The following is a 22,866-nucleotide window of genomic DNA, read 5'->3' as shown; positions in this document are numbered from 1 at the left end:
GTCCGCGAGGCTACCCAGGCCGGGGCCCGGACCGGGAACGCTTTCCCACGGCCCGGACCCCGGACGACGCACGTCACACCGCCTGGGCGACGGTCAGGGGACCGGCGTGCCGCTCCCCTGACCGTCAGAGCGTGGCGTCGACAACCTCGCCGAGGCCGGTGGCCACCAGCTCGTCCCGGATGACCGCCGCGTCGCCCTCGACCACCAGGGTCAACGCCTCCGGGTGCAGGTGCGCGGCGGCTGCCGCGGAGACCTGCTCGACGTCGGCGGAGAGCAACGACTCCCGCAGCCGGGCGTGGTAGTCGTCGGGTAGCCCGTGCACCACCAGGGTGGTCAGCGCCGAGGCGATCGCCCGGGGGGACTGCAACTCGACCGAGAGCTGCCCGGCCCGCCAGGAGCGGGCCACCGCCAGCTCCTCCTCGGTCACCCCGGTGAGCTGGGTACGGGAGATCTCCCCCACCGCCTCGACCAGCGCGGGGGCGGTGACCGCGGTCTGCACCCCGGAGGCGACCGCGAACCGGCCGAACCGGCGGGAGGTGGCGAAGTCGCCCCGGATGCCGTACGTGTAGCCGTGCACCTCGCGGATCAGGTGGTTGAGCCGGGAGGTGAAGGCCCCGCCGAGGACCGTCCCGGCGAGCGCGGTCGGCACGTGGTCCGGGTGTGCCCGGTGCGGGGCGGGGTGACCGAGGCGCAGCGTGGACTGCACCGACCCGGGGCGGTCGACCAGCAGGATCCGCCGGCCCTCCCGCAGCGTCACCGGGACCGGTCCCTCCTGCGGCGCCAAGCCGCCGCCGGCACCGGCGAAGGCCGCCGCGCCGAGCGCGTCCAGGTCGATCCGCTCCAGGTCACCGGCGACGACCAGGGTGCCCGGCCGGAGGAACCACTCGGAGTGGAAGACCCGCACGTCGTCGACGTCCAGGCCGGCCACCGAGTCCGGGTCGCCGTACATCGGGCGGCCGTGCCGGACGTCCGCGCCGTACAGGTCGGCGCGGAGCACCGCGTCGGCACGCGGGCCCGGGTTCGCCCAGTCCATCCGCAGCGCGGTGGCCTCGTCGTCGCGTACCCGCAGGATGTCGGCCGGGTCGAGGCGCGGCGTACGGACCGCCTCGGCCAGCAGCTCCACGGCGGCGCTCAGCCGGTCCACCGGCACCTGCACGCTGACCTGGAAGGAGTCCCAGTCCAGCCCGATCACCAACTCGGTGCCGAGGGCCTCGATGGCCAGCGCGTACGCGGTGGCGTCCCGCTGCGCGGTGCCCTCCTCGACGGCCTTGGCGAGCACCCCGCCGAGCCCTTCCCGGCCGAGCGGTTCCCGTCCGGCTCCGGCGTCGAGCAGCAGCAGCGCCACCGCCAGGTTCTGTCCGGGCAGGTGCGCGGCGACGACCTCCCCGCCGGCCACCGTCCGGCGGGTCACCGTCGGGAACCGGTACGGGCGGGCGACGCCCGGACCGGGACGTTCGGCGATCAGGCTCATCGGGGCTTCCTTCCGTTCACGACTGCGGGCCCGTGGGCGGCGGGGCTCACGCGCCCTCCTTGGGCAGGTAGCTGAGGACCGCGCGGTCCCGGGGCGCGAGCACCTCGGCGGCGACCTCGGCGATCTGCTCCGCAGTGACCGCGAGCCAGGCCGGCAGCCGCTCGGCGGCACGGGCCGGGTCGCCGAACTGGGTGGCGTACCGGCTGAGCACGTCGGCACGACCGTCCACGGTGGACATCTGCCGCCACCAGGAGGTGGTGAGCAGTGCCTTGGCCCGGTCCAGCTCGGTGGCGGTGACCGGCACGCTGACCAGCTCGTCGACCACCTCGGCCAGACCGGCCTCCAGCCGTTCGGCGTCCACCCCGGGGCGGGCGGTGGCGGTGGCGATCAGCGGGGCCGGCGCGTGCGCCAGGTCCACCCCGTACGCGCCCACCAGGTCGGGTTGGGCGATCCGCTCGCCGTCGGCGAGCCGCTGGTAGAGGCGGCTGCCCCGACCGCTGCCGAGCACGGTGGCGAGGACGGTCACCACGTCGTACCCGGGGCTGCCGAAGGGGTGGGTGCGGTGGGCGAGGAGCACCCGGGGTGCGGGCACGTCGGCGGTGACCGTCTCCCGGACCGGCTCCCCGGTCCCGACGACCGTGTGGCCGTCCGGCGCGGGCGGGATGTCGGCGCGCGGCGGGACCGCCCCGAAGTACCGCTCGGCCAGCGCGAAGACCTCCTCGGCGCGGGCGTCGCCGACCACCGTCAGCACCGCGTTGTTCGGCGCGTAGTAGGTGCGGTGGAAGTCCTGGAAGGTGGCCAGGTCGGCGGCGTTCAGGTCGGCCATCGACCCGATCGTGGCGTGGTGGTACGGGTGTCCCGGTGGGTAGAGCATCGGCAGCAGCCGCAGCCACGCGTCGCCGTAGGGGACGTTCTCGTAGCGCTGCCGTCGCTCGTTCTTCACCACGTCGCGCTGGTTGTCCAGCGTCTCCTGGGTCAGCGCCGGCACCAGGCCGCCCATCCGGTCGGCCTCCAGCCAGAACGCCAGTTCCAGGTGCTCGGCGGGGACGGTCTCGAAGTAGTTGGTCCGGTCCGGGTTGGTGGTGGCGTTGAGCGAACCACCGGCTCCCTGGACCAGCTTCATGTGCTCGGTCTTGGCGACGTTCACCGACCCCTCGAACATCAGGTGCTCGAAGAGGTGGGCGAAACCGGTCTGGCCCGCCGGCTCGTGCCGGGAGCCGACGTCGTACCAGAGGTTCACCGCGACCGCCGGGGCGGTGCGGTCCTCGCTCACCACCACGCGCAGGCCGTTGTCCAGTCGGGTCGTCTCGATCGGCCAGGGGTAACCGCTGTCGGGCATGGCACGACGCTATCCGATCGCCCCTGCCGGAGAGTGTCGACCGGCTCCGGGCGCCCCGGCGGTTCGGTCCGGACACCACGACCTCCGGGCCGCCGTACGCCGGCACCCCCGTGTGCCAGCGTGGTCCGGTGCCGCTGCCGCCGGTCAGTCCGGCGGCTCGATCGGGGTCACCGTCTCCTCCGAGGTGCGCCTCTCCAGCACGGTGTCCGGGGCGGCGTTCCGGTCCGCCTCCCGCCGGTCCGACTCGGCGAGGATGGCGCGCGCCTGTGCCTCCGGGTCGTCACTGCCCACCGCCCGTTCCTCCGGCAGCAGGTGCACGGCGCGGGACGCCACCCGGTCCTGGTTGTTCAGCTCGTCACTCATGGCGGCCCTGATACCCCACCGCCCCTCCCGCTAAGCCGCATCCGAGCGCCGGCAGCCGCCGGCCGAGGCCCGCGCATCCCACCATCCGGTACGCCCGGATGATGTTCCCGACGCCACCGCGACACGGAGCCGGAGCGCCGAATCCCAGCATGAGAGACACGGATTCGACCGGTCACACCGCCCCTCCGGCTCCACCACCCGACACCTCCCGCCGACGCCCCGGGCGCTCCGTCCGCCCGCCCCGACCACCCCGACCGCCTGCGGGGACAGGGCCGTCCGGGCCGGTAGAGCACTCCCGGAAACCCTCTCGGGGCGACGACGCAGACCGGTCGACGTCATCGACATCTGCGAAAACGACGGAGGGCTCCGTCCATGATCGGACGGGCTCCCGGCGCATCCGTCGGGTAGGCTGGTCGCCGTGACTCGCTCGTATCGATGGTTTAGCCAGCCGGCTCAGGAGCCGGTGACGCGACCATGAGCTGACGTCACCACTCTCCGAGCCGGCCAGGCGGGGGATCAGGCGGTCCTCCTGCCCTCTTGCCTACGAGCAGCCGGCTCGGTCTCGGGCGCCGGCCCCGGGAGTGGTCGGCGGAAGGAAACCACCGTGACGACCCCGGACACCGATCGCGTCATCGATCAACGGATCGAACGGATCGTGCCGTTGACCACCCCCGCGCTACTCCACCACGAGCTACCCCTGGACGCCACGCTCACCTCGGCCGTGCTCACCGGCCGCCGGGCGGTCAGCCGGGTGCTGGACCGTACCGACGACCGACTGCTGGTCGTGGTCGGCCCGTGCTCGGTGCACGACCCGGTCGCCGCCCTCGACTACGCCCACCGGCTCCGCGAGGCGGCCGCGCGGCACGCCGACGACCTGCTGGTGGTCATGCGCGTCTACTTCGAGAAGCCGCGCTCCACCGTCGGCTGGAAGGGCCTGATCAACGACCCGGGCCTGGACGGTTCCGGGGACGTCAACAAGGGCCTGCGGCTCGCCCGCGCGCTCCTGCTCGACGTGCTCCGACTCGGCCTGCCGGTGGGCTGCGAGTTCCTCGACCCGATCACCCCGCAGTACATCGCCGACACGGTGGCCTGGGGAGCGATCGGCGCCCGCACGGTGGAGAGCCAGGTGCACCGGCAGCTCTCCTCCGGCCTGTCCATGCCGATCGGCATGAAGAACCGGCCGGACGGCAGCATCGGCACCGCCGTGGACGCGATCCGCGCCGCCGGGGTGCCGCACGTCTTCCCGGGCATCGACGTCTCCGGCACGCCGGCCATCCTGCACACCCGGGGCAACGCCGACGGGCACCTGGTGCTGCGTGGCGGCAGGGGTGTGCCCAACTACGACGCCGACTCGGTGGCCGGCGCGCTGGCCCAGCTCCGGGCGGCCAACCTGCCGGAGCGGGTGGTGATCGACGCCAGCCACGACAACAGCGGCAAGGACCACCGTCGCCAGCCGGTGGTCGCGGCGGACGTGGCCGAGCAGCTCGCCGCCGGCCAGCGCGGCATCGTCGGGATCATGCTGGAGTCGTTCCTGGAGGCGGGGCGGCAGGATCTCCACCCGACCCGGGACCTGACCTACGGTCAGTCGATCACCGACGCCTGCCTCGGCTGGCAGGACACCGCCGAGGTGCTGGAGACCCTGGCCGGTGCCGTCCGCGCCCGTCGTGCCCGCACCCCGCAGGCTCCGCCCGCTCCCACCGACCCCCGTCTGCCCACCCCCGCCTGACCCCCCACCACCCGGGGCGGGGCGGGAAGCACAGCGCCGCCCCGGGCGAGCCCGGGGCGGCGCTGGTGTCGGTGTGCAGGTCGCCTCTCGGCGAGTGGCGCGACGCGGCTCCAGCCGGACGGTATTCCGCGAAGGCTGTTAGGTGAGGCCCGGGGACACTGGTCACACCGACACCTGAGTCAACGGGCCGGGTAGCCCCGGTGTTCCGGGTGGGAGTGTGGCCTGGGTCACATGCCGGTCGCTGGACGTCGGCAGAGCTCGTCCCGGACTGCCGCCCGTCGCGGACCACGGGAAAGCCGGCGGCCGCCGGCGGCGGGCGGGGCGTCGTGACGTTTGACCGATTCCGGCACGGGTAGCTGATCACGTGACCGACGAACCAGCCAGCCAGATGATCGACGACCTGCTCGACGACATCTACCACGGGCAGGAACGGATCAGCCAGGCCGAGATCCAACGCCGGGCGGTCGCGGCCGAACTCCCCGCGGACCTGCTGACCCGCATCTCGGCCCTGCCACAGGGCGAGTACGCGATGGACGAGGTGTCCGACCTGCTCGGCGGCTCGGCGGTCTGAGGCGCGGCCGCAGACCGACCACGGAGAGGACAGCGACGATGACCGATCGGGACGACGAGCAGAAGCGGATGCCCGCTCTCGGCCAGCCCCCCGAGGGCCTGGACACCACCCCCGAGCCCGACTTCGCCAACGAGCACGACCGTACGGCGGTCGATCGGGAGATCGTCACCGGTGAGGACGAGGAGGAGCGGGAACCGGAGTCGCCACGCGGCTGGTCCGGCATGCAGCGCTGACTCTCTTCCGTCCGGAGCGTCGACCGTCGGGAACGGCATGCCGACGACCCACCGGAAACGGGGGCCGATGGCCCCCGTTTCCGCCGTCCGACCCCGTCCGCCCGGCTTCAGTCCTCCCGCCTGCCGCCCTCGGCGGCCTGCTGTGAGACGGCGTACGCCATCTGGAGGAAGTCGGAGGCGGCTACCGCGGTCAGCGCCGTGGCGACCAGCCGGGTCAGCCGGGGCGCGAGGACGAGCCCGCCGGTGAGTCCGGTGGCCACCCAGACCGCCAGGCAGAACGGGCAGCTCAACAGTTCGCCGATGGCGTGCCGGGTCGAACTGCCGGAGTCACGGACCTGCTCCATCACCTCGCCGCTGCCGCTCGGCCGGTCGTAGCGGGTGAACGGGGCCCGCAGCGGGCTGGTCACCGCGTCCTTGGAGAGCAGCCGGCTCAGCTTGTGGGTGGCGATGCTCAGCAGCACCACGTCGGCCGGCGCGGGCCGATCCGGCACCGGCCGACCGGTGGCCCTCACCACTGCGGCGAGCGCCCCGGTGACCCCGGCGTAGGTGCCCATCGCCACCAGGTAGCCGCCCAGCGGCCGGTGTTCGTGCGGCGCGTACGCCCGGCGTAGCCGCGCCACCCTGTCCCTCAGGCCGCTCTGCGTCACCACGTCTCTCCTTGCCTCGCTACGAACGTGCTGTGCCACGAACGGGCGACGGCCCGCGTCCGGACGGGGGTCAGCCGGCGGTCAGGTTCTCGGCGACCTCGCGGGCGAGGTTGGTGAGGGTCTCCTCCGCCAGCGCGTCGGTGTCCTGTTCCTCGGATCCACCGGTCAGGTCGAGCCGGACCCGGGCACCACCGGCGTCCGCCGGCTCGACCTGGATCTCGGCCGACCATCCCGGCGCGGAGCTGCTGCTCCACCGGGCGCGCAACCCGTCCGGCACGACCTGTGGCCGCTCGGCACCGTCGGTGCGCAGCGGCTCGGGCAGCCAGGCCGTCGCCCGGTCGGGATCGGTGGCGGTGTTGAAGACCACCTCGGGCGGGGCGGACATGCCCCGCTCACGTGCCGCCATCAGGCGTCCCGCAGACGGCTCGGGTCGACCTCACGACCGGGGTGGCGCGCCAGGTACTCCGTCTCCAGTTCGGCGGTGCGTCGCAGGTGGGTGGCGAGCGCGGAGTCCGCCGCGTGCCGCAGGGTGTCCAGCCGGGTGCGGTGCAGGCTGTGCATCTCGCGGATCAGGTCCTCGTCACCAAGTTCGGCGGGGTCGATCCCGAGCAGCTCGGGGTCGGCACCGGTGTCGGTGACGGCCATGTCGTGCAGGTGGTCACCGTCCCATTCCGGAAGCCGCTGCTCCGGGCTGGCGTCGCCCGCCGTGCCCTGCGGGAACCCGTCCTGTCGTACCGATCCGGTCATCGTCGCCCCCCTGATCTCGTTTGGGCTGGCATCTAGACGGATGCCCACACCGGAGGGCACCAAACCACCCAGCCGACGCGGGACTACGACGTCGTGTCGGAGTCGCCGGGTCGGCCCGGTACCCTCGTTGCCATGAAGCGGCTCTGGACACCGGCGTGGATCTTCCGCCACGTGGCCATGGTCGTGCTGGTCGTCGGGTTCTGCGCGCTGGGCTGGTGGCAGATCAGCCGGGCCGCCGCCGGTAACAGCTCGAGCTGGGCGTACGCGGTGGAGTGGCCGATCTTCGCCGCCTTCGTGGTCTTCGTGTGGTGGCGGGAGATCCGCCACACGCTGCGCGGAGAGCCGACCCCGGACGAGCCGGCCGGCGCGACGGCTCCGTCCGACCAGCCGGCAGCCACGCTCGCGACGGCCTCGGGCCCCGGCCTGACGGCGACCGCCGGGACATCGTCCACGACGCCCACCACCCCGGTGGTACGCCGCCCGGTGCGGGTCGTCCGGGCGACCGTCCCGGCCAGCGACGGCGAGGACGCCGACCTGGCCGAGTACAACCGCTACCTGACATGGTTGAACGCCAACCCGGGCGCGCGACCCGGTGACTTCCCCGGCTGAGCCGGGGCGGAAGGACGGAAGGACCGTGGGCGCAGCCCTTACCCGGTACCGCGTGATCGCCTGGATCGTGGGCGTGGTGCTGATCCTGCTCGTGGTGATCGGTATGCCGTTGAAGTACGGGTTCGACGACCCGATCGTGGTCGAGACGATCGGACCGGCCCACGGCTTCCTCTACATGGTCTACCTGGCTGCCGCGTTCGACCTGGCCCGTCGGGCCGACTGGTCGCTGAAGCGGATGGCGCTGGTGATGCTCGCCGGCACCGTGCCGTTCGTCTCGTTCTACGCCGAACGTCGGGTCAGCCGCTGGGTGACCACGGACACCCGCACCCCCCAGCCCGTGGCCGGCTGACCTCCACCCCTGCTACCAGCACAGCACTTTCGTTCTCGGATTAGGAGTTCGCCCCTCGTGTCGTCGTCGCTTCGGATCCTGCTGCGCTCTCTGGTGATCGGTGGTCTGGTCGCCGTCCTGCTCGCCCCGGCCTCGGTGGTCCGGGCAGAGCCGACACCGGCCGAGCTGACCCGGCGGATCGACCGCGCCTCGACCGAACTGGAACGGGTCGTCGAGTCCTGGAACAAACTCAACGAGGACATCAAGGCCAACCGGGCGGCGGTGGCGAAGCTGACCACCCGGATCGGGCCGCTGGAGCAGCAGGTGGCGCAGGGCCGTGCCGACGTCGACCGGTACGCGGTGACCGCGTACAAGACCGGCGGGCTGGGCACCACCGAGGTGCTGCTGCGCACCGGCGACCGGTCCGCCCTGCTCGCGCGGATGGGCACCCTCGACCAGGTCACCCGGCGCCGGGAGCAGCAGGTCGCCGGGCTCGGCGCGGACCGCCGCAAGCTGCTCGACGCCAAGGTGCGGCTGGAGGCCACGCTGGCCCGGCAGGCCGCCCAGTCCCGGGAACTGGCCGCCGGGAAGAAGCGGATCGAGCGTGACCTGAGCCGCCTCTACGAGCTGCGCCGACAGGCGTACGGGGCGGCCACCGAGAAGCCCGCCCGCCCGGCGACGCGGCCGAAGAGCCCAGCCGTCTCCGGCAAGGCCGGCGTCGCCGTCCGCTACGCCTACGGGGCGCTCGGCAAGCCGTACCGGTGGGGCGCCGAGGGCCCGAACGGGTACGACTGCTCGGGGCTGACCCTGGCCGCCTGGCGGGCCGCCGGGAAGTCGCTGCCGCACAACGCGGCGAGGCAGTGGAAGGCCACCGCCCGGGTCAGCCGCGCCGATCTACGCCCCGGCGACCTGGTCTTCTACCGTGGTCTCGGGCACGTGGCGCTCTACGTCGGCGGCGGAAAGGTGATCCACGCTCCGACCTTCGGACGCAACGTCGAGATCCGGGACGTCGACCTGATGTCCCCGTACGGCTACGGCCGGGTGCGCTGAGCGGCCCAAGTACAGCCGAACGGCCGGGTGCGGTGAGCGCGCCCGCACCCCGGTACGCAGAACGGCCGGCATCCGCCTTCCGGACGCCGGCCGTTCGCCGTCGTTGCCCGCCACTCGGACGGACGGATGTCAGGCCGCCCGAAGCCCTTCCGCCCGGGCCAGCTCACGCAGCCGGCCGAGCGCCTGGATCTCCAGCTGCCGGATCCGCTCCCGGGAGAGCGAGAATCGCGACGCGACCTCGGTCAGCGAGTGCTCCCGCCCGTCCTCCAGGCCGTACCGGGCCCGCATGATGCCCGCGGACCGGTCGTCGAGGTGGTTGAGCAGGCCCTCGATGCGCTGCCGCTCCAGGCCGGTGAGGACGATCTCCTCCGGCGAGGGCGCGTCGCTGTCGGCCACCAGATCACCCAGGTTGGTGTCGCCGTCGTCGCCCACCGGGGTGTCCAGCGAGACGGTGTCCTGCGACCAGCGGATCAGCTCGTTGACCCGCTCGACGGTGACGCCGAGCGCGGCCGCGACCTGCTCCGGCTCCGGGTCGCTGCCCAGCTCACGGGTGAGCTGACGGGCCACGTTGCGCATCCGGTTGACGTCCTCGACCAGGTGCACCGGCAGCCGCACGGTGCGCTCCTGCTGGGCGATCGCCCGGCTGATCGCCTGACGGATCCACCAGGTCGCGTAGGTGGAGAACTTGTAGCCCCGCTCGTAGTCGAACTTCTCGACCGCGCGGACCAGACCGGTGTTGCCCTCCTGGATCAGGTCCAGCATGGGCATCCCGGAGCGGACGTAGCGGCGGGCGATCGACACGACCAGCCGCAGGTTCGCCCGGATGAACAGGTCCTTGGCCCGCTCCCCCTCGACGACCACCCGCTCCAGCTCGTCCCGGTCGACACCCTCCGGGATCCGGTCCTCGCCGATCAGGTGCTCCGCGTAGAGGCCCGCCTCGATCGCCTTGGAGAGGTCGACCTCCCGGGCGGCGTCCAGCAGCGGCGTCCGGGAGATCTCGTGAAGGTAGACTCCGACCAGGTCACGCTCCTCGGCGACCTCGTCGGTTCGCATGCCGATGTTCTTGTCCACGTTGCCCACGGTCCCCTCGCTCGCGCCGGTTGCCCGGTTCCTTGCCATCCCCACGTCCATCAGCCCTCCCCCGTAATCTCCGCTGTGCCCACCGGTGCTGACACCTACACAACAGATGGGACGCGTCGGGGATTCCATGTCATGAGTCGAAACTGTCACGAATGCCTGAGTGCTAGCTGAAAGCACGGTTGACGTTTGCTGTCAACACCCCGCCGGATGGTCGTCGGCGGGCACGGTGCGGGGCGGCGTGACGGCCGGGCGCTCCCCTGTCATGGCACCATCGGGTACCCGTCCCGCACAGCGACGCACGTCACCGCCGAGCTGCGATTCCGGTCACTGTGACAGACGCACGGGCGGAGCGGTCGGTTCATCCACACCCGGATGATTACCCCGGCCCCGGGTGAAGTATCCCGCCCTCCACGTGACGCGGGCGGATCGGGTGGTCCACGTGGCGCGTAGAGGGGCAGACACGCCCCCGTCCGGGCCGGATGGCGAGTAGAGGGCGAATGCGCCCGTCCGGGCTAGGTGGCGAGCAGGGCGAGCGCGCCGCGTACCTGGTCGGCGGAGCGGGCCAGCGCGGCCCGGGCCTTCGTCACGTCGGCTCCGGAGACCAACGAGACCAGGGCGGTCTTCAGGTCACCGTCGGCCTCGTGCAGGGCCTGCCGGCAGAGTTCCTCGCTGCACCCGGTCGCCTCGACCAGGATCGTGATCATCCGTCCCCGGAGCTTGGCGTTGGTCGCCACCACGTCGATCATGAGGTTCGAGTAGACCCGGCCCAGGCGGACCATCACGGCGGTGGAGAACGCGTTCAGCACCAGCTTCTGCGCGGTGCCCGCCTTCATCCGGGTCGACCCGGTCACCACCTCGGGGCCGGTGTCCACCCCGATGAAGACGTCCACGTCCCGGGCGGCCTCGGCCTCCGGGTTGGCGCAGAGCAGCACCGTCGCGGCCTGCCGGGCCCGGGACGCGGCCAGCGCCCCGAGAACGTACGGTGTGCGTCCGCTGGCGGCCAGGCCGACCACGACGTCACCGGGGGCGACACACTCGGCCGCCTCGGCGGCTCCGGTCGGGTGGTTGTCCTCGGCGTTCTCGACCGCCTGCCACATCGCCCCCTGCCCGCCGGCGAGGTGGGCGCAGAACCAGTGTCGGGGGATGTTGAAGGTGGGGATGAGCTCGACCGCGTCGAGCACACCGAGCCGGCCCGAGGTGCCCGCGCCGAAGTAGTGCACCCGGTGTCCGCCGCGCAGCGCGGTCACCGCGAGGTCGACGGCGGCGGCGACCTCGTCGAGCACCTCGGCCACCGCCGCTGGCGCCCGTCGGTCCGCCTCGTTGATGACCGCGAGCATGTCCCGGGTGGACATCAGGTCGAGATCGGCGCTGAGCGGGTTACGCCGTTCGGTCGGCGCACCCACCCGGACCACCGGGCGAACCTCGGACGGCACCTGGTCGGTGGTCATGCCTTCCTCCGGGTGGAGCCGACGCGGTGGGACTGGACCGCGTTGGCGGTGACCTCCAGGGCCTTCCGGGCCCGGGCACGGTTGCGGGCGGCGACCCCGACGAAGAGGCAGTCGACCACGGTGAGCTGGGCGAGGCGGCTGGCCATCGCCCCGGAACGGTACGTCGTCTCGCGGGCCGCCGTGGTGAGGACGAAGTCCGCGCCGTCGGTGATCGGCGACCGGGGGTAGTTGGTCAGGGCGACGGTGGTCGCCCCCTGGGCGCGCGCCTGCTGCAGCACCTCGATCACGTCCGAGGTCGTCCCGGTGTGCGAGATGCCCAGCGCGACGTCACCCCGACCGAGCAGGGCGGCCGAGGTGAGCGCGGTGTGCACGTCGGGGAAGTAGAAGGCGGTGCGGCCGATCCGGTGCAGCTTCTGCTGGAAGTCCGAGGCGACGAACCCGCTGGCCCCGGCGCCGTAGATGTCGATCCGGCCGGCCTGGGAGATCGCCTCCACCACCTGCTCGCACACGGCCGGGTCGAGCTGCTCGGCCGTCTCCTCGACGGCGCGGGCGTCGTTGAACGCGATGGTGGCGATGATCTGGGCGAGATCGGCACCGGGCGGGATGTCACCCCCGACGACGCGGGCGTCCGGCGGTTCGATCCGGCGCGCCGCCTCGGCGGCGAGCCGGATCCGCAGCTGCGGGTAACCGTCCATGCCGACCGAGCGGCAGAACCGGATCACCGTCGCCTCCGAGGTCTCGGCGGCGGTGGCGAGGTCGGTGATGGTCCGGCGCGCGGCATCGGCCGGGTCGGCGACGACCAGCCGGGCGACGCGCTGCTCGGCCGGTGACAGCGAGGGCAGCAGGCCGCTGATGTGGACGATCAGGCCCCCCGGCTCGTGACTCCGGCTCGCGGAACCGCCCGGCCCGCTTCTCGCTGAGGCACCCGGCTCGTTCCTCGCGGAAATCTTCGGACTCTTCGCCACGGATGAAACTTACTTTCATCAGGCGTAGGCGTCAACCACGATCCGGCTTATCGGGAAAACTCGTTCCGAGTGGTCACCGCCCACCCTCAGCGTGCCATTCCCGCAGGACGGCCGCTTCGTCCGCCGGGTCGAGTCCACCCTGCCGGACGGCCCCGGGATCGGCGTCCATCCAGGCCAGGGTCCTGCGGGCGGTCTCCGCCACCGGCCGGGTGACCAGTCCGGCCGCGAGCGCGGGGCGGGCGTCCCGGGCAAGGAAGCCCGCCCACTCCGCGCCGGGCACCCACAGCGGCAGGGAGCGTTCCCCTGACCAGGGACGAATCTCCCGGGCCTGGAGGAAGTCGGTATCCACCCAGGTCAACCGTGGTTCGGGCGAGCCGACACCGGCCGCGATCCCGCGCAGCGCCTCCGCCCGGGGCACCGCCGCGCCGATGCCGTCGTACGTGCCCGTGAGACCGGTCACGGCGGCGTGCAGGAGCCAGGCGGCCAGGTCGTCGACGTCGACGTACTGCACCGGGTCGTCCGGTGCGCCGGGGGCGAGCACCTCACCACCGGCCGCGAGCCGCCGCACCCAGTACGGGAACCGGTCGCTCGGGTCCTCCGGCCCGATGATCAGCCCGGCCCGGCAGACGAAGAGCCGCTCGACCGCTTCGGCGTACGCCCGCTCGATGCTGACCTTGCACTCGCCGTACCACGTGAAGTCGGGACCGGGCCCGGTCACGCCGTCCGGGGCGGGTGGCAGCAGCGGGGTGTCCGCCACGCCCCCGCCGGGGGCGGCGAAGCCGGCGTAGACGGAGATGCTGGAGACGAAGGACCAGTGGTCGACCCGGTCGGCGAGGGCGGCGATGGTGTGGTGGGTCTGGTCCAGCCAGCGGGTCACGTCGATCGCCGCGTCGAACCGCTCGCCGTCGAGCGGTGCGAGCCCGGCCGGGTCGGACCGGTCCGCCGCGACGAAGCGCACGCCTGCCACGGGTGCGCCCGAGGCGCCCCGGGCGACGCAGGTGACGTCGTGCCCCTGCGCGACGGCGAGCCGCGCCATTGCCCGACCGAGGAACTGGGTGCCACCGAGGATGAGGAGTCGCATGGCGACGATGCTGCGGCCAGGCAGACGGAACCACCAGGTCGGTTAGCCCTGGGCAGACGGGTTACGCCCTGGGCGCAACCGCGTCCCGCGCGGATCCGCCGCCGCGCACGTCCGGGTGTCCCGGCGAGATTCCCCCGCCGCGCACGTTCGGCGTCCCGGCGCACCTCGGCGCACTCCGACCGCCGCCGACGGCGCGGGTGGCCTCCGGCACCGGCCGCACGGAACCGCTAGCGTGTGCCGCATGGCGGAGCGGAGCGTACTGGTCACGGGTGGCACGGGCGGACTGGGCGGCGCGGTGACCGCCGCCTTCACGGCGGCGGGCTGGCGGGTGGTGGTCGCCGACCTGCGTCCGGGCGACGGCGACGGCTCGCTCGCCGTCACCGCCGACCTGACCGACCCGGCCGGGGCGGCCCGGGCGGTGGAGGTGGCCGCGGGCGAACCGGCGGCCCCGCTGCGCGCGGTGGTCAACCTGGTCGGTGGGTACGCCAGCGGTGGGCTGGTGCACGAGACACCGGTCGACGAGTTCGACCGGATGCTCACCCTGAACCTGCGCCCGACGTACCTGGTCACCCGGGCGGCGCTACCCCGGCTGACGGCGGCCGGGGGCGGCGCGGTGGTCTGCGTGTCGGCACGGGCCGCGCTCGCACCCTTCCCCGGCGTGGCGGGTTACGTGACCGCCAAGGCGGCGGTGCTGGCGTTCGCCAACGCGGTCGCGGTGGAGTACCGGGCGAGCGGGGTGCGCTGCAACACCGTCCTGCCGAGCGTGATCGACACCCCGGCCAACCGGGCCGCCCAGCCGGACGCCGACCACAGCCGGTGGGTCGACCCGGCGGAGATCGCCCCGGTGGTGCGCTTCCTGGCCAGCGACGAGTCCGCGCCGACCAGCGGCGCGGCCGTCCCGGTGCACGGTCGCGCCTGACCGTCCCGACGGATGGTCCGGACGGGCGGACGCCCGTACCCGGATCGCCGCGCGGGCCGACGCCCGTGCGGCGGTCACGAGTGGGCCGGGGCCGCCAGTGGGGCGAGCAGGGGTGGCCGGGGCACCGGCGAGCCGGTCGCCGGCAGCCAGGCGGTCAGGTGGTCGCGGATCTGCCGGGTCACCTCGTCCGGAGTCCGGTTGGCGTCGATCACCACGAAGGTCGGGAACTCCGGCAGCGAACGGTACGCCGCGTCGGCCGCCTCGAGGTAGTCGATCGGCTCGTGGTCGGTGCCGCGCCGTTCGATCCGCCGGTACGCCTCCGCCGGCTCGACCGCGAGCAGGAAGGTGATCTGCGGTGCCGGGAAGAGCCGGTAGGCCAGCCGGGCCAGCCGCTCGCCCCGCCGGCCGTCGTGGGCGCGGATGCTGGCGTACTGGCAGACGGCATACCGGTCCATCACCGCCGTCCGACCGGTGAGCAGGGTGCCGAGCAGCGCCCGCGCGATGGCGAGCCAGCGCAGCACCGACTCGACGGTGAGCATGCCGCGGTTGCCCAGCAGCCCCTGGGCGTCACGGCGACCGAGCCGCTGGGCGAGCCGGCCGAGCCAGGCGCGTCCGCCCGCGTTGCGGTGGTAGGTGGCCGGCAGCCCGGCCAGGGTGAGGGCGTCGGCGAGCCGGTGCGCCTGGGTCGTCTTGCCCGAGCCGTCGATGCCGATCAGGGCGACGGCACGCAGTCGGGCCTTGCCGCGCCGCGCCCCCAGTGATCTGGCCACCCTCCCGAGGATATCCGACGCGGGCTTCACACGTAGGCAATCTACGGTCATGCCTACATGAATCAGACTTACTTCGCTTTTTGTCCACGATCCGCTCCGGTGACAGGTGTGGCCGATCGGAATGCCGGGTACGCAACTTCACTGCGACCACCTGTTCCGCCCACCGACCAGGGAGACTTCGATGGCACAAAACGGGGACGCCAGTCTGTTGCACACCCTCAAGCGGGTCGCCGCTGTGCTGAAGCAGTCCGACATCCCCTTCGCCCTGGGCGGCAGCTTCGCCGTCTACGCGCACGGCGGACACTCCAGCGAGCACGACGTGGACTTCCTGATCCGCCACCAGGACGTCGAGTCGGCCCTCGAGGCGCTGGTGGCGGACGGCTTCACCGCCGAGCGCCCGCCGGAGGACTGGCTGGTCAAGGTCTACGACGACGGGCGGATGGTGGACCTGATCCACCGGCCGATCGAGACCCCGGTGACCGAGGAGACCTTCTCCGACACCGTGGTCCGGCCGGTGGACGCGATCCACATGCCGGTGCTCTCGGCCAGCCAACTCATGGTGCACAAGCTGCTCAGCTTCTCCCAGCACTACTGCGACTTCGCCCGCGGTCTCCCCCTCGCCCGCTCCCTTCGGGAGCAGATCGACTGGGAACGGGTACGGAAGGAGACCCAGCACTCCCCGTACGCCGAGGCGTTCCTGGTGCTGCTGGACCGCCTCGACGTGGTGCCGTACGCCGGCCCGGAAGGAAGGGAGCGACCGTGACCGACCACCTCAGCGCCGCCACCGGACCGCCCGACGAGTACGTCGAGGCCGAGATCCAGCGACTGCTGACCGAGGACCCAGCCGTCGCCGAACAGGGCATCACCGTGGTCCGCCGGGAGCACGGCCTGGTGCTCTACGGCGAGGTCGAGAGCCCGCACCGTCGGGAGGAAATCCTGCGCCGGGTGGCCGCACGCTTTCCGGACGTCCCGGTCACCAGCGACATCGGGGTGACCCGTGCCCAGGCCCCGACCGAGGTCGAGGAGCTGCCGTGAGGGGGGTTTCATCATGATCCGGATCGCCGCCGTCGGCGACGTGCACCTCGACGAGGACGTGGTGGGCCGCTTCCGGCCAGCCCTGGAGGAACTGCCCGAACACGCCGACGCGCTGCTGCTCGCCGGCGACCTGACCCGGCACGGCACGGAGAACGAGGCGCGCTGCGTGGCCGAGGAGTTCGGCGGGCTCGGCGTGCCGGTGATCACCGTGCTCGGCAACCACGACCACCAGTGCGACCAGGTGCCGCAGGTGGTGAAGGTCCTGGAGGACGCGGGCATCACCGTGCTGGAGGGCGACGGCGTCGTGCTGGACTGCGGCGGACGGCGGCTCGGAGTGGCCGGGGTCAAGGGCTTCGGCGGCGGATTCGCCGGACGCTGCGCCAGCGACTTCGGCGAACCGGAGATGAAGGCGTTCGTCCGGACCACCACCGACAGCGCCGACCGGCTGGCCGAGGCGCTGCGCGGGCTGGAGTGCGACGTGCTGGTGGCGCTCACGCACTACTCGCCGGTGCCGGACACCCTCGCCGGGGAACCCCTGGAGATCTACCCGTTCCTCGGCTCGTACCAGCTCGGTCAGGCGATCGACTCGGCACCCACCGCGCTGGCCCTGCACGGACACGCGCACGCCGGCAGCGAGCGCGGCACCACGCCCGGCGGGGTCCGGGTCCGCAACGTCGCGCACCCCGTGATCAAGCAGGCCTACAGCATCTTCCACCTGGGCAACCACGCCGACTGAGCACAGGTTTCCCGAATCAGACGGTCGGGTACTCAGCGGTCATGGAGCTGATTCTCTGGATTCTCGCAGTCGTACTCGTGGTCGCCGGCATCATGGCGCTGTTCCGCCGGCAGATCCTGTGGGGCGTCGTCCTCATCGTGGTGGGCCTGCTGGTCGGCCCAGGTGGCGTCAGCATCTTCAATTGACGTCCGTAGTCCGTATCCCCCCAAGGACCCGCCGGGGTCGTCGTACCGGGTTCTCCGTCCTCCCGACAGGAGAACCCGGGCCGACGACCCCGGCGCTTCGCGTCGGCCGCCCGTTCCGTTGGCGGGGTTTGCCGAGCGGCCCGCCCGGGGACCTCTGCGGACATGACGACGACCCACGGCGCCACCCGGCCCCAGGGAGCGCGCCCCTGGCTGGCCCTGCTCGGCTTCGGCGCGGCGGTGGTCGTCGCCGCCGGCATCGGGGTGCTGGGGGTCTCGGACACCTCCGGCGAGTACGCGAGCCTGCGCCAGCCCGCCTGGGCTCCCCCGTCGTGGCTGTTCGGGCCGGTCTGGTCCCTGCTCTACGCCATGATCGCCGTGTCCGGTTGGCTGGTGTGGCGCAGGGTCGGCTTCGGTCCCGCGCTCGGCGTCTGGACGGCGCAGCTCGTGTTGAACGCGATCTGGACCCCGATCTTCTTCGGCGCCGGCCGGTACGGCCTGGCCCTCCTCGACATCGTCGTGCTCTGGCTGCTGATCGGACTCACCGTCGCCCTCTTCCGGCGCGTGTCCCGACCGGCCACCCTGCTGATGCTGCCCTACTGGGCCTGGGTCACCTTCGCCGCGTGCCTGAACCTCGCCATCTGGCAACTGAACTGACGACGTGGTGGTTCGGTGGTAGCAGGGGTCCCTTGTTACCGCTTTTTGCGTAGCAGGGGTCCCCTGCAAACACCTCACCCTGCAACCACCGCCACCACACCCCGCAAGCACCGCGCGTCGCACCACCGCGCGTCGCACCACCGCGCGTCGCACCCTGTGACGGCCGCGCCGCGACGGTGCCGTGCCGCCCCCACCCGGGCTGTCGGCTCAGCTCCACCGACAGCCGAGGAGGAGGACGGCGGCGCGGTCAGCAGCGGGGCACGCCGGGGATGAAGCCGTCGTAGCCGGTGTGGGTGTAGGCGTCGGCGATGAAGCGACCGGAGCCGATCCGGTCCCAGATGTTGCTGGTGCCGTAGGTGCCGGTGACGGTGGTGCCGGTGGTCTGGCACTGGATGGTGACCCGGGTGCCGTCGGCGACCGTGCCCACGGCGCTGTAGCCGGTGCCCGGGCCGGAGCGCACGGTCAGCGGGGTGCCGCTGGTGTTCACCGTGCCGGTGGCGCCCGAGCCGGAGCAGCCGTTGTCGCTGGTGTAGGTCTTGGTGCCCCAGTACAGCGCGAGGCTGCCGTTGAACCGGATCTGGATGTCGCTGCCGTTGAGCCGCTGCTCGTAGTGCAGGTGCGGGCCGGTCGATCCGCCGGTGGTGCCGACGTAGCCGATCACCGTGCCGTACCCGACGGACTTGCCGACGGTGATCCCGCTGGCGAAGCCGTTCAGGTGCGCGTAGTAGGTGTGGTAGCCGCCGCTGTGGCTGATCCGGACGTACTTGCCGTAGCTGGTGCCGCCGAGGTCCGTCACGCGGTCCACTGTGCCGGGGGCGCTGGCCACCACCGGGTCGCCGAGGTCGTCCGTGCGGTTGAAGTCGATCGAGTACGCCGGGCTGTGGTTGGTGCGGGTCTGGCCGGACCAGGCCTGCCCGCACTTGAAGGGCACCTTGAAGGTGGGGGCCGCCATCGCCGGGGCCGCCGGCACCACGACCGTCGCGGCCAGCAGCCCGGCCGCCGCCACCAGGGTGAGCAAGCGCTTACGCATCCAGAGCCTCCTATGTCGAAAGCTTTCCATTGCTGGATGACAGAGTGACAGAAAACTCCAGCCGTCGAAAGGGATCGATCAAAGGTTCCCCGGCTGGCAGGGGGCGCGATCCAGAGCAACATCGGGGTTTCCGGATTGTTACCTGCTCGTGTCCGGCAGGGGGGTGGACCGATGCGAATGCAAGCGCTTACATATGGAGACGCCCAATCGGATCGGCGAGGTCACCGCTACGACCGCGCCGCCTACTGAAGGAGGACGGCATGGCGGTCTCTGCCAGACCACGCCAGGCCATCGCGATCATCGGTGCGCTGGGACTGGCGCTCGCCGCCACCGCCTGCGGCAGCGACGACGACAGCAGCGGCAACAACGCCAACTCGGCGGAGTGCTCGGCATACGAGAAGTACAAGGGCAACGACGGCAAGAAGGTCTCGATCTACGCGTCGATCCGGGACGCCGAGGCTGACCTGCTCGAGCAGTCCTGGGAGCAGTTCGTGGACTGCACCGGCATCGAGATCGACTACGAGGGCAGCGGCGAGTTCGAGGCGCAGCTCCAGGTGCGCGTCGACGGTGGCAACGCCCCGGACATCGCGTTCATCCCGCAGCCCGGTCTGCTGGCCCGGTTCGCCGAGGCGGGCAAGCTCAAGCCGGCCTCGGCCGACACCAAGGCCATGGCCGAGCAGAACTACTCGGCCGACTGGCTGAAGTACAGCACCGTCGGTGGTCAGTTCTACGGCGCCCCGCTCGGCTCGAACGTGAAGTCGTTCGTCTGGTACTCCCCGAAGACGTTCAAGGAGAAGGGCTGGGAGGTTCCGACCACCTGGGACCAGCTCATCGCCCTGAGCGACAAGATCGCGGCGGACGGCACCAAGCCGTGGTGCGTCGGCATCGAGTCCGGAGAGGGCACCGGCTGGCCGGCCACCGACTGGATCGAAGACCTGATGCTGCGCACGCAGACCCCCGAGGTCTACGACCAGTGGACCACGCACGGCATCCCGTTCAACGACCCGAAGGTCGCCGAGGCGCTCGACCGGGCCGGCACCATCCTCAAGAACGAGAAGTACGTCAACGGCGGCTTCGGCGGCGTCAAGAGCATCACCACCACCTCCTTCCAGGAGGCCGGCACGCCGATCCTGCAGAACAAGTGCGCCCTGCACCGGCAGGCGTCCTTCTACGCCAACCAGTGGCCCGAGAACACCAAGGTGGCCGAGGACGGCGACGTCTTCGCGTTCTACTTCCCGGCCATCGACGAGTCCAAGGGCAAGCCGGTGCTCGGTGGCGGCGAGTTCACCGTCGCCTTCGCCGACCGCCCGGAGGTCCAGGCGGTCCAGACGTACCTCGCCTCCGGTGAGTACGCCAACGCCCGCGCCAAGCTCGGCAACTGGGTCTCGGCGAACAACAAGCTCGACTCGGCGAACGTGGCCAACCCGATCGACAAGCTCTCCGTCCAGATCCTCCAGGACAAGGGGACGGTCTTCCGGTTCGACGGCTCCGACCTGATGCCCGGCGCCGTCGGCGCGGGCACCTTCTGGAAGGGCATGATCGAGTGGATCAACGGTAAGGACACCGCCACGGTGCTCTCCACCATCGAGAGCAGCTGGCCCAAGTAAGTCGCCCCGGGGTCCGGTCCGCACCACGCGGGCCGGACCCCCGGCGCCGGGCCGCGATTCCCTGGGAGTGCGGATGAACTTCGAGTTCGCCGACGAGTCACCGAAGCTCGTCATGTTGCTGTACGGCCTGGTGGCCTTCGTCGTGGTGGTGGGCGGTCTGCTCCTGCTGCTGGACGCGGTCCCGGCCTGGTTCGCCCGTCGTCGGGAGGCCCAGTTGGTCGCCGCGGCGGCCAACGGCGCGCCGCTGTCCCGTCGACGCGCCAAGCCACGGGAGGGCGTCTTCGCGCTCTTCTTCCTGCTGCCCGCCGTGCTGTTGCTGACCATCGGGCTGGTCGTGCCGGCGGTCCGCACCACGCTCCTGTCGTTCATGGACGGCGGCAGTGAGAACTGGGTGGGGCTGCGCAACTACGGATGGCTCTTCGCGCAGGACGAGATCCTGCGCGTGATCATCAACACCATGGTCTGGGTGCTCCTGGTACCGCTGATCGCCACCACCATCGGCCTGCTCTACGCGGTCATGGTCGACAAGGCGCGGCTGGAGGCGGTCGCCAAGTCGCTGATCTTCATGCCGATGGCGATCTCCTTCGTCGGCGCCAGCATCATCTGGAAATTCGTCTACGCCTACCGCAGCGAGGACCAGGAACAGATCGGTCTGCTCAACCAGATCGTGGTGAGCCTCGGCGGGGAGCCGAAGCAGTGGCTGCTCGAATCGCCGCTGAACACCCTCCTGCTCATCGTGATCATGGTGTGGATCCAGGCGGGTTTCGCCATGGTGGTGCTCTCCGCGGCGATCAAGGCCATCCCCGCCGAGATCGTCGAGGCGGCCCGGCTGGACGGGGTCAACCCGTGGCAGATGTTCTGGCAGGTCACCCTGCCGAGCATCCGACCGGCTCTGATCGTGGTCGTGGTGACCATCTCGATCGCCACGCTGAAGGTCTTCGACATCGTCCGGACCAGTACCAACGGCAACTACGACACCAGCGTGGTCGCCAACGAGATGTACAACCAGGCGTTCCGGTACGGCCAGAACGGGCAGGGTGCCGCGCTGGCGGTCTTCCTGTTCATCCTGGTCATCCCGATCGTGATCTACCAGATCCGCAACCTGCGGCAGCAGCGGGAGGGCTGAGATGACCACCACCACTCCCCCGGTCGCCGCCGGCACGCAGGCCGGTGCCCGGCCGACGACCGCCGCCGCCCGGGTCCGCAAGCGGCTGAGCAGCCGGACCGCAACCCTGGTCTCGATCGTCATCGCCGTGGTCTGGACCATCCCCACCTTCGGTCTGTTCATCTCGTCCTTCCGTCCGGAGGACGAGATCAAGACCACCGGCTGGTGGACGTTCTTCACCGACCCGCAGGTGACCCTGGAGAACTACCAGCAGGTCCTCTTCGGGCGGTCGTCCTCCTCCGGCCAGTTGGCGAGCTACTTCATCAACTCGCTGGTGATCACACTGCCGTCGGTGCTCTTCCCGCTGGCCTTCGCGGCGCTCGCCGCGTACGCCCTGGCCTGGATCAACTTCCGGGGCCGGGACTGGGTCTACATCGCCATCTTCGCGTTGCAGATCGTGCCGCTCCAGATGGCCCTGGTGCCGCTGCTGAGCTTCTTCTCCAACGGGGTCAGCCTCGGCGGCATCACCCTGATGCCGGCGTGGGACCTCGCCGACGAGCAGAAGTTCGTGCAGGTCTGGTTCGCGCACACCTGCTTCGCGTTGCCGCTGGCGGTGTTCCTGCTGCACAACTTCATCTCGCAACTGCCGAAGGACCTGATGGAGGCGGCGCGGGTCGACGGGGCCACCCACCCCAAGATCTTCCGCACCGTCGTGCTGCCGCTGATCACCCCGGCGCTGGCGGCCTTCGGCATCTTCCAGTTCCTCTGGGTCTGGAACGACCTGCTCGTCGCGCTGATCTTCGCCGGCGGCGGCGACGAGACGGCACCACTCACCGTCCGGCTGGCCGAGATGGCCGGCACCCGGGGCAACGAGTGGCAGCGGCTCACCGCCGGTGCGTTCGTCTCCATTGTCGTACCGCTGATCGTGTTCCTGTCCCTGCAGCGTTACTTCGTGCGGGGCCTGCTCGCGGGTAGCGTCAAGGGCTGATTCCGGCGTGGGGGGGGGGGGGCGGGGGGGGGGGGGGGGGGGGGGCGGGGGGGGGGGGGGGGGGGGGGGGCCGGGGGGGGGGGCATCGGTGGCTTCCCGGTGACCGGCGTCCCGGCGACCGGCGGAGTCGTACGCGTCCCGGTCGAGGATGCCCTCGCGGGCGGCGACGACCGTCGGCA

27 protein-coding genes are annotated in these 22,866 nt (G+C 71.7%); 15 read left to right on the top strand and 12 right to left on the bottom strand.

The window, feature by feature from the left end; translation table 11 throughout:
• Positions 1-124: 124 nt before the first annotated feature.
• The 3 genes from ACIBJE_RS25620 to ACIBJE_RS25610 form a co-directional block, all read right to left on the bottom strand.
• Positions 125-1,471, bottom strand: a complete 1,347-nt coding sequence (locus ACIBJE_RS25620; protein ID WP_396752538.1) for a M16 family metallopeptidase — start codon at positions 1,469-1,471, stop codon at positions 125-127.
• A 46-nt stretch (positions 1,472-1,517) separates the two neighbouring features.
• On the bottom strand, positions 1,518-2,810 hold the full coding sequence (locus tag ACIBJE_RS25615) for a M16 family metallopeptidase (protein WP_396752536.1): 1,293 nt from the start codon (positions 2,808-2,810) through the stop codon (positions 1,518-1,520).
• A gap of 144 nt (positions 2,811-2,954) precedes the next feature.
• On the bottom strand, positions 2,955-3,173 hold the full coding sequence (locus ACIBJE_RS25610; protein WP_396752535.1) for a hypothetical protein: 219 nt from the start codon (positions 3,171-3,173) through the stop codon (positions 2,955-2,957).
• Between the two features lie 604 nt (positions 3,174-3,777).
• On the opposite strand from ACIBJE_RS25610, the gene ACIBJE_RS25605 reads away from it, so the two are divergent.
• From ACIBJE_RS25605 to ACIBJE_RS25595, 3 genes are all read left to right on the top strand, one after another.
• Entirely contained in the window at positions 3,778-4,899 is a 1,122-nt protein-coding gene (locus ACIBJE_RS25605) for a 3-deoxy-7-phosphoheptulonate synthase (protein WP_396752533.1), read from the top strand.
• Positions 4,900-5,287: 388 nt separating this feature from the next.
• On the top strand, positions 5,288-5,470 hold the full coding sequence (locus tag ACIBJE_RS25600) for a hypothetical protein (protein WP_396752701.1): 183 nt from the start codon (positions 5,288-5,290) through the stop codon (positions 5,468-5,470).
• A 38-nt stretch (positions 5,471-5,508) separates the two neighbouring features.
• Entirely contained in the window at positions 5,509-5,703 is a 195-nt protein-coding gene (locus tag ACIBJE_RS25595) for a hypothetical protein (RefSeq protein ID WP_396752531.1), read from the top strand.
• A gap of 107 nt (positions 5,704-5,810) precedes the next feature.
• On the opposite strand, the gene ACIBJE_RS25590 is transcribed toward ACIBJE_RS25595, so the two are convergent.
• The 3 genes from ACIBJE_RS25590 to ACIBJE_RS25580 form a co-directional block, all read right to left on the bottom strand.
• Positions 5,811-6,350 (bottom strand): DUF1360 domain-containing protein, encoded by a 540-nt coding sequence (locus ACIBJE_RS25590; RefSeq protein WP_396752529.1) that lies wholly within the window; start codon positions 6,348-6,350, stop codon positions 5,811-5,813.
• A gap of 70 nt (positions 6,351-6,420) precedes the next feature.
• Positions 6,421-6,756: a hypothetical protein gene (locus ACIBJE_RS25585; protein ID WP_396752527.1), complete on the bottom strand. Its 336-nt coding sequence runs from the start codon at positions 6,754-6,756 to the stop codon at positions 6,421-6,423.
• Entirely contained in the window at positions 6,756-7,097 is a 342-nt protein-coding gene (locus ACIBJE_RS25580) for a DUF6158 family protein (RefSeq protein ID WP_396752525.1), read from the bottom strand. Before ACIBJE_RS25580 ends, ACIBJE_RS25585 begins: the two co-directional genes overlap by 1 nt.
• Before the next feature lie 132 nt (positions 7,098-7,229).
• On the opposite strand from ACIBJE_RS25580, the gene ACIBJE_RS25575 reads away from it, so the two are divergent.
• The 3 genes from ACIBJE_RS25575 to ACIBJE_RS25565 are packed head-to-tail and all read left to right on the top strand — an operon-like array spanning position 7,230 to position 9,084.
• Complete coding sequence (locus ACIBJE_RS25575) at positions 7,230-7,706, top strand: hypothetical protein (protein ID WP_396752523.1); 477 nt, start codon at positions 7,230-7,232, stop codon at positions 7,704-7,706.
• A gap of 25 nt (positions 7,707-7,731) precedes the next feature.
• Entirely contained in the window at positions 7,732-8,055 is a 324-nt protein-coding gene (locus tag ACIBJE_RS25570) for a DUF3817 domain-containing protein (protein WP_396752521.1), read from the top strand.
• Between the two features lie 57 nt (positions 8,056-8,112).
• Positions 8,113-9,084: an NlpC/P60 family protein gene (locus ACIBJE_RS25565; RefSeq protein WP_396752519.1), complete on the top strand. Its 972-nt coding sequence runs from the start codon at positions 8,113-8,115 to the stop codon at positions 9,082-9,084.
• A 129-nt stretch (positions 9,085-9,213) separates the two neighbouring features.
• Here the strand turns inward: ACIBJE_RS25565 and ACIBJE_RS25560 are convergent, their stop codons facing one another.
• The 4 genes from ACIBJE_RS25560 to ACIBJE_RS25545 form a co-directional block, all read right to left on the bottom strand.
• Positions 9,214-10,203: an RNA polymerase sigma factor RpoD/SigA gene (locus tag ACIBJE_RS25560; RefSeq protein WP_396752700.1), complete on the bottom strand. Its 990-nt coding sequence runs from the start codon at positions 10,201-10,203 to the stop codon at positions 9,214-9,216.
• Between the two features lie 473 nt (positions 10,204-10,676).
• Complete coding sequence (gene murQ / locus ACIBJE_RS25555) at positions 10,677-11,612, bottom strand: N-acetylmuramic acid 6-phosphate etherase (protein WP_396752517.1); 936 nt, start codon at positions 11,610-11,612, stop codon at positions 10,677-10,679.
• Entirely contained in the window at positions 11,609-12,478 is an 870-nt protein-coding gene (locus ACIBJE_RS25550; protein ID WP_396752698.1) for a MurR/RpiR family transcriptional regulator, read from the bottom strand. The genes murQ and ACIBJE_RS25550 overlap by 4 nt, the downstream gene beginning before the upstream one ends.
• A 172-nt stretch (positions 12,479-12,650) precedes the next feature.
• Positions 12,651-13,658, bottom strand: a complete 1,008-nt coding sequence (locus ACIBJE_RS25545; RefSeq protein WP_396752515.1) for an NAD-dependent epimerase/dehydratase family protein — start codon at positions 13,656-13,658, stop codon at positions 12,651-12,653.
• A 241-nt stretch (positions 13,659-13,899) separates the two neighbouring features.
• Here ACIBJE_RS25545 and ACIBJE_RS25540 point away from each other — a divergent pair, with 241 nt between their 5' ends.
• Positions 13,900-14,577, top strand: a complete 678-nt coding sequence (locus tag ACIBJE_RS25540) for an SDR family NAD(P)-dependent oxidoreductase (protein WP_396752513.1) — start codon at positions 13,900-13,902, stop codon at positions 14,575-14,577.
• 74 nt (positions 14,578-14,651) lie between these two features.
• Here the strand turns inward: ACIBJE_RS25540 and ACIBJE_RS25535 are convergent, their stop codons facing one another.
• Positions 14,652-15,347 (bottom strand): dTMP kinase, encoded by a 696-nt coding sequence (locus ACIBJE_RS25535; RefSeq protein ID WP_396752511.1) that lies wholly within the window; start codon positions 15,345-15,347, stop codon positions 14,652-14,654.
• A gap of 181 nt (positions 15,348-15,528) precedes the next feature.
• Here ACIBJE_RS25535 and ACIBJE_RS25530 point away from each other — a divergent pair, with 181 nt between their 5' ends.
• From ACIBJE_RS25530 to ACIBJE_RS25510, 5 genes are all read left to right on the top strand, one after another.
• On the top strand, positions 15,529-16,110 hold the full coding sequence (locus tag ACIBJE_RS25530; RefSeq protein WP_396752509.1) for a nucleotidyltransferase: 582 nt from the start codon (positions 15,529-15,531) through the stop codon (positions 16,108-16,110).
• Positions 16,107-16,382 (top strand): hypothetical protein, encoded by a 276-nt coding sequence (locus ACIBJE_RS25525; RefSeq protein ID WP_396752507.1) that lies wholly within the window; start codon positions 16,107-16,109, stop codon positions 16,380-16,382. Before ACIBJE_RS25530 ends, ACIBJE_RS25525 begins: the two co-directional genes overlap by 4 nt.
• A 10-nt stretch (positions 16,383-16,392) precedes the next feature.
• Positions 16,393-17,118 (top strand): metallophosphoesterase, encoded by a 726-nt coding sequence (locus ACIBJE_RS25520; protein ID WP_396752696.1) that lies wholly within the window; start codon positions 16,393-16,395, stop codon positions 17,116-17,118.
• A 41-nt stretch (positions 17,119-17,159) separates the two neighbouring features.
• Positions 17,160-17,303, top strand: coding sequence for a GPGG-motif small membrane protein (locus ACIBJE_RS25515; protein ID WP_186542998.1), 144 nt, complete (start codon positions 17,160-17,162; stop codon positions 17,301-17,303).
• A 162-nt stretch (positions 17,304-17,465) separates the two neighbouring features.
• Entirely contained in the window at positions 17,466-17,957 is a 492-nt protein-coding gene (locus ACIBJE_RS25510) for a TspO/MBR family protein (protein WP_396752505.1), read from the top strand.
• A gap of 247 nt (positions 17,958-18,204) precedes the next feature.
• Here ACIBJE_RS25510 and ACIBJE_RS25505 read toward each other — a convergent pair whose 3' ends face one another.
• A complete protein-coding gene (locus ACIBJE_RS25505; RefSeq protein WP_396752503.1) occupies positions 18,205-18,987 on the bottom strand; it encodes a peptidoglycan DD-metalloendopeptidase family protein in 783 nt (260 codons plus the stop codon).
• A gap of 260 nt (positions 18,988-19,247) precedes the next feature.
• Between ACIBJE_RS25505 and ACIBJE_RS25500 the strand changes: the two genes are divergently transcribed.
• The 3 genes from ACIBJE_RS25500 (at position 19,248) to ACIBJE_RS25490 (ending at position 22,687) form a co-directional block, all read left to right on the top strand.
• Complete coding sequence (locus tag ACIBJE_RS25500) at positions 19,248-20,594, top strand: ABC transporter substrate-binding protein (protein WP_396752501.1); 1,347 nt, start codon at positions 19,248-19,250, stop codon at positions 20,592-20,594.
• Positions 20,595-20,667: 73 nt separating this feature from the next.
• On the top strand, positions 20,668-21,720 hold the full coding sequence (locus tag ACIBJE_RS25495; RefSeq protein ID WP_396752499.1) for a carbohydrate ABC transporter permease: 1,053 nt from the start codon (positions 20,668-20,670) through the stop codon (positions 21,718-21,720).
• A 1-nt stretch (position 21,721) separates the two neighbouring features.
• Positions 21,722-22,687: a carbohydrate ABC transporter permease gene (locus tag ACIBJE_RS25490; RefSeq protein WP_396752497.1), complete on the top strand. Its 966-nt coding sequence runs from the start codon at positions 21,722-21,724 to the stop codon at positions 22,685-22,687.
• Positions 22,688-22,866: the final 179 nt, after the last annotated feature.

The organism is Micromonospora sp. NPDC050187, assembly GCF_044459745.1.
In the GTDB taxonomy this organism is placed as follows: domain Bacteria; phylum Actinomycetota; class Actinomycetes; order Mycobacteriales; family Micromonosporaceae; genus Micromonospora.
Note: the sequence above shows the minus strand (reverse complement) of the source record. Positions and strands in the feature narration are given on the sequence as shown.